Origin of the sequence: uncultured Intestinibacter sp. (genome assembly GCF_902468165.1) — a bacterium.
In the GTDB taxonomy this organism is placed as follows: Bacteria; Bacillota; Clostridia; order Peptostreptococcales; family Peptostreptococcaceae; genus Intestinibacter.
The window spans coordinates 17,396-29,304 of the sequence record NZ_CABQXJ010000010.1 but is presented as its reverse complement, the minus strand read 5'-3'; the positions used below and the strand labels follow the sequence as shown (position 1 = coordinate 29,304).

The 11,909-nt window shown below is 31.4% G+C and carries 8 protein-coding genes; all 8 read left to right on the top strand.

Going from position 1 to position 11,909, the window contains the following annotated elements; genetic code table 11:
* The first annotated feature begins 71 nt into the window (after positions 1 to 71).
* The 8 genes from purC (at position 72) to RDX53_RS03330 (ending at position 11,907) form a co-directional block, all read left to right on the top strand.
* A complete protein-coding gene (purC, locus tag RDX53_RS03365) occupies positions 72 to 767 on the top strand; it encodes a phosphoribosylaminoimidazolesuccinocarboxamide synthase (protein WP_195929420.1) in 696 nt (231 codons plus the stop codon).
* Positions 768 to 790: 23 nt separating this feature from the next.
* Positions 791 to 2,167 (top strand): amidophosphoribosyltransferase, encoded by a 1,377-nt coding sequence (gene purF / locus RDX53_RS03360; RefSeq protein ID WP_195929419.1) that lies wholly within the window; start codon positions 791 to 793, stop codon positions 2,165 to 2,167.
* Complete coding sequence (gene purM, locus RDX53_RS03355; protein ID WP_195929418.1) at positions 2,161 to 3,234, top strand: phosphoribosylformylglycinamidine cyclo-ligase; 1,074 nt, start codon at positions 2,161 to 2,163, stop codon at positions 3,232 to 3,234. The genes purF and purM overlap by 7 nt, the downstream gene beginning before the upstream one ends.
* Positions 3,228 to 3,818, top strand: coding sequence for a phosphoribosylglycinamide formyltransferase (gene purN / locus RDX53_RS03350; RefSeq protein ID WP_195929417.1), 591 nt, complete (start codon positions 3,228 to 3,230; stop codon positions 3,816 to 3,818). The genes purM and purN overlap by 7 nt, the downstream gene beginning before the upstream one ends.
* Before the next feature lie 28 nt (positions 3,819 to 3,846).
* The gene (gene purD, locus RDX53_RS03345; protein WP_195929416.1) at positions 3,847 to 5,097 is read left to right on the top strand and encodes a phosphoribosylamine--glycine ligase; all 1,251 of its coding nucleotides are present in this window, start codon (positions 3,847 to 3,849) and stop codon (positions 5,095 to 5,097) included.
* Between the two features lie 43 nt (positions 5,098 to 5,140).
* Positions 5,141 to 8,911, top strand: coding sequence for a phosphoribosylformylglycinamidine synthase (locus tag RDX53_RS03340; protein WP_195929415.1), 3,771 nt, complete (start codon positions 5,141 to 5,143; stop codon positions 8,909 to 8,911).
* Positions 8,912 to 9,365: 454 nt separating this feature from the next.
* Complete coding sequence (locus RDX53_RS03335) at positions 9,366 to 11,015, top strand: leucine-rich repeat protein (protein ID WP_307993708.1); 1,650 nt, start codon at positions 9,366 to 9,368, stop codon at positions 11,013 to 11,015.
* 193 nt (positions 11,016 to 11,208) lie between these two features.
* Positions 11,209 to 11,907, top strand: coding sequence for an ABC transporter ATP-binding protein (locus tag RDX53_RS03330; RefSeq protein WP_195929413.1), 699 nt, complete (start codon positions 11,209 to 11,211; stop codon positions 11,905 to 11,907).
* Positions 11,908 to 11,909: the final 2 nt, after the last annotated feature.

Below are 11,909 nucleotides of genomic sequence, written 5' to 3'. Positions count from 1 at the left end.
AATAGAAACTCAAAGAAAAACTTATTAATAAAAGAATAATAAAAATTTATAAAATTTGGGAGGTAATAACAATGTTATTATATGAAGGAAAGGCAAAGCAAGTTTATAGTACAGATAATGAAAATGAATATATAGTTTATTATAAAGATGATGCAACTGCATTTAATGGTGAAAAAAAAGCATCAATCCAGTCAAAAGGCATTTTAAATAATAAAATATGCACGATAATGTTTGAAACATTAGAAAAAGCAGGAATAAAAACACATTTCATAAAAGCTTTATCAGATAGAGAACAATTAGTAAAAAAAGTTACAATCCTACCACTTGAAGTTATAGTAAGAAATATCACAGCAGGTTCTTTCTGTAAGAGATACGGAGTAGAAGAAGGAATCGTATTAGACAAACCAATATTTGAAATGTCATATAAAAATGATGAATATGGCGACCCACTTGTAAATGATGACCATGCAATAGCATTAAAATTAGCAACTCAAGAAGAGATAGATTATATCAGAGAACAAACTCTAAAAATCAATGAAATCATGAAGGAATTTTTCTTAAAATTAAATTTAAAATTAGTTGACTTCAAACTAGAATTCGGAAAAGATACAGATGGAAATATAATATTAGCAGATGAAATATCACCAGATACTTGTAGATTGTGGGATGTTAATACTAACGAAAAGTTAGATAAAGATAGATTTAGAAGAGACTTAGGCGACCTTATTCAAGGGTATGAAGAAGTCCTTTCGAGAATGAGTAAATAATAGTTATAGGGGGGAATAATCACATGTGTGGTATATTAGGGATTTATTCCGATAAGAACATATCAAAAGAACTGTATTACGGTTTATATTCTATGCAACATAGAGGTCAAGAAAGTTGTGGTATGGCAGTACATGATGGTAAAGAAATAAATTATAAAAAAGATATGGGTTTAGTAGGTGATGTATTTAAATCAGATGATTTAGATAAACTTCCTGGGACAATGGGAATAGCTCATGTTAGATATTCAACAGCAGGCGGAAGTCATATGTATAATTGCCAACCTTTAGTAGGTTCTTTGAGAAAGAGAAATTTAGGATTAGTTCATAATGGCAACTTGGTAAATGCTAATTACTTAAAAGAGATGCTAGAAGAGGACGGGATAATGTTTAGAGGAAAAAGTGATACAGAAGTAATTTTGTATATACTTGCTAGATATTATACAGGAAATATTGTAGAAGCAGTTAAGTTAACTATGGATCAAATAAAAGGTGCTTATTCATTAGTTATATTAACCGACCAAGAGCTTATTGCTGTTAGAGACCCACATGGATTTAGACCTTTATTACTTGGGAAGAGAGACAATGGAGAATATATTTTTGCATCAGAAAACTGTGAGATAGATATACTTGGTGGGGAATTTATTAGGGATTTAGAACCGGGTGAAATAGTAGTTATAAAGAACGGAAAATTAAAATCATACAACTTCAGCAACAACTGTAAACCAATGAAAAAGAGTTGTATATTTGAGCATATATATTTTGCAAGAAATGATGCCACTATAGATAAAGTAAACGCATACGAATTTAGGGTGGAATCAGGAAAAATATTATCACAAGATGAAGATATTAATGCAGATATGGTAGTTCCAGTTCCAGACTCTGGTTGGCCAGGGGCGATCGGATATGCAAATGCAAGCGGACTTCCACTAACTGAAGCATTAGTTAAGAATAGATATGTAGGTAGAACATTTATAAAACCTACCCAAGAAGAAAGAGAGTTAGGGGTAAAAATAAAACTAAATCCACTTAGTAGAGTATTAAAAGGAAAATCAATAATACTTGTAGATGATTCAATTGTTAGGGGAACAACTTCAAAACAATTAGTCAAATCATTGAGAGATGCTGGAGCTAAGGAAATACACCTAAGAATAACATCACCTCCAGTTAAATATTCTTGTTATTACGGTATTGATACTCCAAACCGTTCTAAATTAATTGCTGCTAACAAAAATGTAGAAGAAATAAGGGAATATATCGGCTGCGATACATTGAAATTCTTAGATATAGAAGGAATGATGAGTGCTGTTGGAACAGGAAATGAATTTAAATTCTGTAAAGCTTGTTTTGACGGAAATTATCCAGTTAAGAAAATCGACAAGGAGGAATTTTTAGAATGTTAACATATGAACAATCTGGCGTAAATATTGATGAAGGCAATAGAGCAGTAAGTCTTATAAAAGGGAAGATAAAGGAGACTTACGACAAAAATGTTATAGGTGATTTAGGAAATTTTAGTGGATTATATAGCTTGAAAGATTTTGTGAAAATGGAAGAACCAGTCCTTTTAGCAGCAACAGATGGTGTAGGGACTAAATTAAAATTGGCACAAATGATGAATAAACACGATACCGTAGGGATAGATTTAGTTGCAATGAGTGTCAATGATTTAATATGCCAAGGTGCAAAACCGCTACTATTTCTAGATTATATTGCAACAGGGAAATTAGTCCCTGAACATATAGATAAAATTGTAGAAGGTGTTGCCAATGGATGCAAAATGTCAGGTTGTGCATTAATCGGAGGCGAAACTGCTGAAATGCCGGGAATGTATAGTGAAGATGAATATGATTTGGCGGGATTTGCAGTAGGTATAGCTGATAAAACAAAGATAGTATCAGGAAAAGATGTAAAAGCTGGGGATGTATTAGTTGGGGTTTCTTCGAGCGGTATTCACAGTAATGGTTTTTCATTTATTAGAAAAATATTTTTAGATACTTATAACTATGATTTAAATCAATATATTGAAGAGTTAAAAATGACAGTTGGAGAAGCTTTACTAACACCGACAAAAATATATGTGAAATTAGTTTTAGACTTACTTGAAAAATATAATATTAAAGCTATTGCCCATATAACTGGTGGTGGAGTTATAGAAAATATTACGAGAGTTATACCTGATGGTCTAGGGCTTGATATTAAGACTGATTCATGGGAGAAACCACCTATATTTAAAATGATAGAAGGATTTAATATAGTAGAAAAAAGAGAGCTACATAAGAGTTTTAACATGGGAATTGGACTTGTATTTATAGTTAATAAAGAAGACGCACCTCAATTAGTTGATTATATAAACAATAGAGAACAAGAGAAAATAGAGATAGATAAAAAATATGTTAAATTAATGCAGGACAAGGCATATATAGTCGGGGAAGTTGTTGATAGCCACAAGGGAGTAGAATTATGCTAAATATAGGAGTATTGATTTCTGGTGGAGGTTCAAATCTACAAGCTATAATTGATGACTGTGAAAGTAAAAAGATAAACGGAAATATAAAAGTAGTTATTTCTAATAGAGAAGATGCTTTTGGACTTGAAAGGGCAAAAAAGCACAACATAAGATCAGTATTTGAAAAAGATGAAGATGAAGTAATAAAAATATTAAAAGAAGAGAATATAGACTTAGTAGTTTTGGCAGGTTATCTAAAAATAATAAGTCCTAAATTTGTAAGCGAATTTGAAAATAAAATTATGAATATACATCCAGCATTAATTCCTTCTTTCTGTGGAGATGGATTTTATGGCGAAAAGGTGCACCAAGCAGTAATTGATTATGGTGCAAAAGTTTCTGGAGCAACTGTCCATTTTGTGAATGAAAAAGCAGATGCAGGTCCAATAATAATGCAAGATACTGTAAAAGTGATGGATGATGACGATGCCAAAACATTAGCAAAAAGAGTTTTAGAAGTAGAACATACAATTCTTCCTAGATGTGTAAAGTTATTTTGTGAAGGGAAGATATCTGTAGAAGGCAGAAAAGTAAGAATAAAATAATAAATACTTATAAGCTAGGAGGGAAAATATGAAGATATTAGTAGTAGGTGGCGGCGGAAGAGAACATGCTATCTGTTGGAAATTAAGCAATGAAAAAAACGTAGAGAAAATATACTGTGCACCAGGAAATCCTGGGATTGCTGAAGTGGCTGAATGTGTAAATATAGGTGATTCAGATATAGATAAACTTGCTAAATTTGCAAAAGAAAACGAAATAGATATGACTGTAGTAGGGCCAGAAGTACCACTAGTTATGGGAATTACAGATGTTTTTGAATCACAAGGATTAAAAGTATTTGGACCTAATAAAAAATGTGCAAGATTAGAAGGAAGTAAAGCATTCTCAAAAGATTTTATGACAAGACATAACTTGCCGACAGCTAAATACAAAGAATATACAAATATAGATAAGGCAATAGATGATATTGATGAGTTTGGATATCCAGTCGTTATAAAAGCAGATGGTTTAGCAGCTGGAAAGGGAGTTATAATTTCAGAAAATAGAGAAGATGCAATAAAAACACTAAAAGAAATGATGAATGATAAAAAGTTTGGTACTGCTGGAGAAAAAATAGTAATAGAAGAGTTTCTAAGTGGAATAGAAACATCAATACTAGCTTTTGTAGATAATGAAACAATAATTCCTATGGTAAGTGCAAAAGACCACAAAAAAGTAAATGACGGAGAAACTGGTCTAAATACTGGAGGAATGGGCACATTCTCCCCAAGTGAAATTTATACTTATGAATTATCAAAAGAAATAAAAGAAAATATATTAGATAAAACTTTAAAAGGATTCCAAGAAGATAATCTAGATTTTAAAGGAATATTATTTGTTGGATTAATGATAACTAAAGATGGTCCGAAGATTCTTGAATATAACGTGAGATTTGGGGACCCAGAGACACAATCAGTTTTATTCAGATTGGAAACTGATTTAAGTGAAATAATATCAGCAGTTATAAATAATAAATTAAAAGATATTGATATAAAATACAGCGACGATAGTGCTATATGCGTAATGCTTACATCAGGAGGATATCCTGAAAGTTATGAAAAGGGAAAACTTATAACAGGACTTGATAATTTAGATAAAGATATAGTCGTTTTTCATAGTGGAACAAAATTATTGGACAACAAATTGGTTACAAACGGTGGAAGGGTAATCAGTATAACTGCAAAAGGAAAAACTGTTAAAGAAGCAGGCAAAAAAGTTTATGAAAATATAAAGAAAATAAATTTTGAAGGAATGCATTATAGAACAGATATATGGAAATAAATTTTCAAAAATAAAATGGGAAATTTCTTAATGGAGGAATAATATGAGTTCAAATGTAAAAAGACTTTTAGTTGGAAAAAGGGAAGGATTCGACCTAGAGGCAAAAGCTTTAATGAAAGATTTAAAAGACAGTTTACATATAGATTGTATAGATAATTTAAGATTATTAAATAGATATGATATAGAAGGATTGTCTGATGAAGTTTGTGAATATGCATCAAAGACAATATTTTCAGAGCCAAATTTAGATATTGTATATAACGAAAATGTAGAGTATGACAAAGATGAAAAAGTCTTTGCAGTTGAGTATCTTCCTGGGCAATATGACCAAAGAGCCGATTGGGCAGCTCAATGTGTCCAAATAATAAATGAGGGCCAAAGACCTAATATAAATAGTGCAAAATTATATATTTTATCAGGAGAAATAGATGATAAATTATTTGATAAAATAAAATCATATATAATAAATCCAGTCGATAGTAGAGAGGCGAATCTTGAAAAACCAGAAACATTAGAAATTAAAACTGATATACCTACAGAAGTTGAAACAATAACAGGATTTATCGATTTCGACAAAAAAGAGCTAGAAAATTTCTTAAATAAACAAGGTTTAGCAATGACACTAGAGGATTTAGAGTATATTCAAGAGTATTTTAAAAATCAAGAAAAGAGAAATCCAACCATAACAGAAATAAAAGTGTTAGATACTTATTGGTCAGATCATTGTAGACATACTACTTTTATGACACAAATAAAAAACGTTGAAATTGAAGATGGAAAATTCAACGAAATAATTAAAGAAACTTATTCAAAATACATCCAAGCTAGAAATACCCTATATATAGAAAAACAAAAAGATATGTGCTTAATGGATATAGCAACTATAGCTGTTAAAGAACTTAAAAATGCAGGCAAATTAGATGATTTGGACGAAAGCGAAGAAATAAATGCGTGTAGTATAAATATAGATGTAAATGTCGATGGAAAAATAGAAAAATACCTATTGATGTTTAAAAACGAAACACACAACCACCCGACAGAGATAGAACCATTTGGTGGTGCTGCGACTTGTTTAGGTGGAGCAATCAGAGATCCACTTTCAGGAAGAAGTTATGTTTATCAAGCAATGCGTGTTACGGGTAGTGCAGACCCTAGAACTTCACTAGAAGATACATTACACGGGAAATTAATGCAAAAGAAAATAACTACTGAGGCAGCTAATGGATATAGCTCTTATGGTAACCAAATAGGTTTGACAACTGGGCAAGTTACAGAAGTTTATGACGAAGATTTTATGGCTAAGAGAATGGAAATTGGTGCAGTTATAGCAGCAGTTCCAAAGGAAAATGTAATAAGAAAAAGACCAGAAAAAGGGGACATAATCATACTATTAGGTGGAAAAACTGGTAGAGATGGTTGTGGAGGAGCCACTGGTTCATCAAAAGAACATAGCGAAGAATCAATAGAGACTTGTGGTGCTGAAGTACAAAAAGGTGATGCCCCTAACGAAAGAAAAATTCAGAGATTTTTTAGAAATAAAGAAGTTGCACAAATGATAAAAAGATGTAACGACTTTGGGGCTGGTGGTGTTTCTGTTGCAATAGGCGAAATAGCAGAAAGTTTAGATATAAGCTTAGACTTAGTACCTAAAAAATATGACGGTCTTGATGGGACTGAACTTGCAATATCAGAATCACAAGAACGTATGGCTTGTGCTATAGATGCTGAAAATAAAGATAGATTTATAGAGCTTGCAGGACTTGAAAACTTACAAGCAACTCATGTTGCAACGGTAACTGATACAGGATATTTAAGAATGTTTTGGAATGGAAAAGCTATAGTTGATTTAAACAGAGCATTCCTTGATACAAACGGAAAGAAACAACAAACTAATATACATGTTCCAAAAGTAGACGAAGAAAATACATTTTTTAATAATGGAAAAATAAAAGCAGACGGAGAAACTATATCTGATAAATTTGACAGCGTGTTGAGTGATTTAAATATCTGCTCTCAAAAAGGTTTAGTTGAAAAATTTGATAATACTATAGGTTCAAATACAGTATTAATTCCATTTGGAGGTAAATATCAAAGAACTCCAATTCAAGGTATGGTTGCAAAAATACCTGTACTTGGTGGAAAGACTACAACTTCATCAATAATGACATTTGGATATAATCCTAAAATCGGAAAATGGAGTCCATTCCATGGTGCATTATACGCAGTTGTAGAATCAATCTGTAAATTAGTTGCAGTTGGTGGAGATTACAAAACTACAAGATTAACTTTCCAAGAATACTTTGAAAAACTAGGCAAAGATTCAACTAAATGGGGTAAACCATTCTCTGCATTACTAGGTGCATATTATGCACAAAAAGAATTTGGCATACCTGCAATAGGTGGTAAGGATAGTATGTCTGGGACTTTTGAGCATATAAACGTACCGCCAACATTAGTTTCATTCGCAGTAAACACTGTAGATGCAGAGTATGTTGTATCACAAGAATTTAAAAAAGCAGGTTCTGTTTTAGCAGTTATAAAAACTCCTAGATTAGAAAATGGAATTCCTGATTTTGATATATTAAAGAAAAACTTAGATAAAATAAGAGAATTAACTCAAGCTAAGAAAGTTCTTGCCTCATATGCATTAGGGTATGGCGGACTTGGAGAAGCTATAGCTAAAATGGCATTTGGTAATAAGATAGGATTTGAAGTAGCTAAAGATGTTGATGCGGATAAATTATTCGATCCAGCATACGGAAATATAGCACTTGAAATGGAAGAAACTGATTTAGTATTATTAGAAGATTTAGATTACAAAGTTGCTGGAAAAACAATAGAAGGTCAATATATAGATGTCGATGGATATAAAGTTTGCTTAGGTAAGATTTACAAAGCTTATGAATCTACTTTAGAACCAATATTTCCAACAAAAGCTGTTGAACCAACTGGCGAAGTAAAAAATATAAACTTTATAGTTAATGAACATCAAAAATCTTCATTATCAATAGCTCAGCCAAAAGTATTTATACCAGCATTCCCAGGAACAAACTGTGAATACGACTCAGCTAGAGCTTTTGAAGATGCTGGAGCAAAAGCTAGCATAAAAGTATTTAGAAACTTAAATTATGCTAATATAGAAGATTCAATTGAAACTATGGTTAAAGAAATAGAATCTTCACAAATAGTTATGATACCAGGTGGATTCAGTGCTGGTGACGAACCAGATGGTTCTGCAAAATTCATAGCAACAGTATTTAGAAATCCAAGAATAGCAGAAGCAGTAAATGACTTATTAACTAACAGAGATGGTTTAATGTTAGGTATTTGTAATGGGTTCCAAGCATTAATCAAATTAGGATTAGTACCATATGGTGAAATAAAACCATTTACTGCAGAGGATGCTCCAACTATAACTTACAACAACATCGGTCGCCACCAAGCAAAAGTTGTAACTACTAGAATAGCATCAAATAAATCGCCATGGTTAGCAAATACACAAGTAGGAGACTTACACAGTATATCAATCTCTCATGGTGAAGGTAAATTCGTAGCAAATAAAGAGATATTCGATAAGTTAGTAGCAAATGGACAAATCGCAACACAATATGTAGATTTAGATGGAAATGCTACTTATGACATAGATTATAATCCTAATGGTTCATTCTATGCAGTTGAAGGTATAACAAGTTTAGACGGTAGAATATTAGGTAAAATGGGACACTCAGAAAGAATAGGTAAATACACACTTAAAAATATATATGGAGAAAAAGATCAAAAAATATTTGAAAGCGGTGTAAATTACTTTAAATAAATATAATAAATTCTATGAAATTTTGAAATCCTAGCAGAAATGCTAGGATTTTTTAATCCTAAGCAATAGACGCACATGAACGAAACAAACTCTGGTCAACAGACAAAGTAGCCCGCACATGAGCAAAGCGAATTCTGAGTAAAGGACGAAGCTGCCCGCACATGAACGGAGTGAATTTTAAGCAACGGACGAAGTCGTTGGCGCTATGAGCAAAGCGAATTTTTGTATCCTATAGAAAATTATATTTATTTTAAAATTTTTACAAAGTAAAGTCATAAGTTTATTTATTTAAAAAATCGACTTTTTAAAATATAAAAGTTTAAGAAATTTATAATTTTTATAAATTGGGTCAGAATGCTAAAATTATAAAAAAAAACTTATTTGACAAGCTTAGACAACTTTTGACTTTTTTATATGTTAAACTAAAGAAAAAGATATTAAAGGGGGAATATAAATGCCGAAACAATTTAGAAAGATAGCAAGTGTCTTAACAGTATTAGGACTATTAGCATCTTTTTCGATTAGTGCAACTAATGTTTATGCAGAATCAACAGTATCACAAGAAAGCACTCAAGAAATATTGAATGTAGTATCTGATTCAATGAGTAGAAGCAGGGGATTACTTAGAATACAGGATAGTTCTGACCTTGAAGATATGCTTTTAGATATAGACTGGGGATATGATTTTGATAATGAGTATTATGAAGAAGAAGTAGAAAATGGATTTTATTATGTTATAAATAATAGAAATGAAGCTATAGTGACAGATTATGATGGTAGTGCAACAAATTTAGTTATACCAAGTACTCTTGGTGGAAAACCGGTTAAAATGATATATTATAGTGCATTTACATCATTAGACCAACTTAAAAGTGTAACAATATCACAAGGAGTAGAAGTTATTGGGGCAAGTGCGTTTGCAGCTTGCGATAATTTAGCTAAAGTTACAATACCAAGCAGTGTAAAAACTATAGATACTTTAGCTTTTGCTTTAGATTTAAGTCTAAATAATGTAGTTGTTCCAAGCAGTGTAACAAAATTAGGTGCAGGAGTATTTTTACTAAATAGTAACTTAACAAATGTAACTTTACCAAGTTCAATAAGTACTATTCCAGATTCTACATTTGCAGGTTGTGAAAGTTTAAGCTCTATAAAACTACCAAGCAGTATTAAAACTATAGGGGATTCTGCATTTGCTATGACTGGATTTTCTCAATTTACAGTACCAAATGGAGTTACAACTATAGGTGATGAAGCGTTTAGCGATTGTGAAAAATTAACTGATATAACAATACCTAAATCAGTTACAAAGATAGGTAAATCATTAGCAGATGCAGGTGCTGAAGTTGTTACAATTCATGGAGAAACAGGTTCTTATGCAGAAACTTATGCAAAACAAAATGATTTAGCATTTAAAGCTACTAATACAACTGTCGATGAAAAAGTAATAGCAACAGGTGTAACTACAGCAAACTTAAACGTTAGAAAAGGTGCAGGAGCAAACTATGCAAGAATAGGTGGATTAACTAAAGGTGCAAAGGTAGAAGTAGTTAAGAAAGAATCAAACGGCTGGTACAAAATAAAATACAATAATTCATACGGATATGTATCAGGAACATATGTAAAACTAGATTCACAAACACCAGATCCAACACCAGACCCACAACCAGAAGAAAAAGTAATAGCAACAGGAGTAACTACAGAAAACCTAAACGTTAGAAAAGGTGCAGGAGCAAGTTATACAAGATTAGGAACATTAACTAAAGGAACAAAAGTAGAAATAGTTAAGAAAGAATCAAACGGCTGGTACAAAATAAAATACAATAATACATATGGCTATGTATCAGGAACATATGTAAAATTAGATTCACAAACACCAGATCCAACACCAGACCCAAAACCTGAAGACGAAGTAATAGCAAAAGGAACAACTACAGGAAACTTAAACGTAAGAAAAGGTGCAGGAACAAGTTATGCATCAATAGGTGTACTAAAAAAAGGTACAAAAGTAGAAATAGTTAAGAAGGAATCAAATGGCTGGTATAAAATAAAATACAATAATTCATATGGCTATGTATCAGGTAAATATGTAAAACTAAGTTAGATATAAATATTTTAAAATAGAGAGAGTCTTGTCTATTAAGCAAGGCTCTTTTTGATTAGAAGAATAATATTTTGAATAATTGATATTAAAAACCAAATGATATTGATTTTTAACAAATACAGTGCTACGATAAAAGTAAATCGTAAGAACTTTGAAAAAGTAGTATATATTAACACTTAAAGGGGGCAATCTTATGTATTTACAAATTGAAAATCTTAAAAAATTTTATGGTCAAGATGAAAACAAAGTAGAGGTTTTAAGGGGAATTAACTGCGGTATTGAAAAAAGTGAAATATGTGTTATGTTAGGGCCTTCTGGCTCTGGAAAATCAACACTATTAAATCTAATTGGAGGAATAGAAACTATAGATGAAGGGGATATAGTAGTAGGTGATGTTGACTTAGGGAAATTATCAAATAAAGACTTAACCCTTTATAGAAGAAATACATTAGGTTTTGTTTTTCAATTTTATCATTTAGTTCCTAATTTGACAGTAAAAGAAAATATAGAATCAGGAGCATATTTAAGTAAAAAGCCTATTTCTGTTGACGAATTATTAAAGACATTAGGTTTAGAAGAACATCAAAATAAATATCCAAACCAATTATCAGGGGGACAACAACAACGTACAGCAATTGGTAGAGCATTAGCAAAAAATCCTTCCTTATTATTGTGTGATGAGCCAACAGGAGCTCTAGACTACAAAACATCCAAAGACATATTAGAATTATTAGAAAAAATAAATGAAAAATATAAAACTACAATTATTGTAGTAACACATAATGATGCTATTAAAAATATGGCACATCGTGTTATGAGACTTAGAGATGGTCAAATTATAAAAAATAAAATAAATGAAACTCGTACGAAAGCAGAAGATTTAGAGTGGTAGGT

What these genes read in the sequence shown, in the direction of transcription:
- purN (WP_195929417.1), top strand. Translation starts at nt 3,228, where the DNA reads ATGCTAAATATAGGAGTATTGATTTCTGGTGGAGGTTCAAATCTACAA.
- RDX53_RS03340 (WP_195929415.1), top strand. Translation starts at nt 5,141, where the DNA reads ATGAGTTCAAATGTAAAAAGACTTTTAGTTGGAAAAAGGGAAGGATTC.
- purD (WP_195929416.1), top strand. Translation starts at nt 3,847, where the DNA reads ATGAAGATATTAGTAGTAGGTGGCGGCGGAAGAGAACATGCTATCTGT.
- RDX53_RS03335 (WP_307993708.1), top strand. Translation starts at nt 9,366, where the DNA reads ATGCCGAAACAATTTAGAAAGATAGCAAGTGTCTTAACAGTATTAGGA.
- purM (WP_195929418.1), top strand. Translation starts at nt 2,161, where the DNA reads ATGTTAACATATGAACAATCTGGCGTAAATATTGATGAAGGCAATAGA.
- purF (WP_195929419.1), top strand. Translation starts at nt 791, where the DNA reads ATGTGTGGTATATTAGGGATTTATTCCGATAAGAACATATCAAAAGAA.
- purC (WP_195929420.1), top strand. Translation starts at nt 72, where the DNA reads ATGTTATTATATGAAGGAAAGGCAAAGCAAGTTTATAGTACAGATAAT.
- RDX53_RS03330 (WP_195929413.1), top strand. Translation starts at nt 11,209, where the DNA reads ATGTATTTACAAATTGAAAATCTTAAAAAATTTTATGGTCAAGATGAA.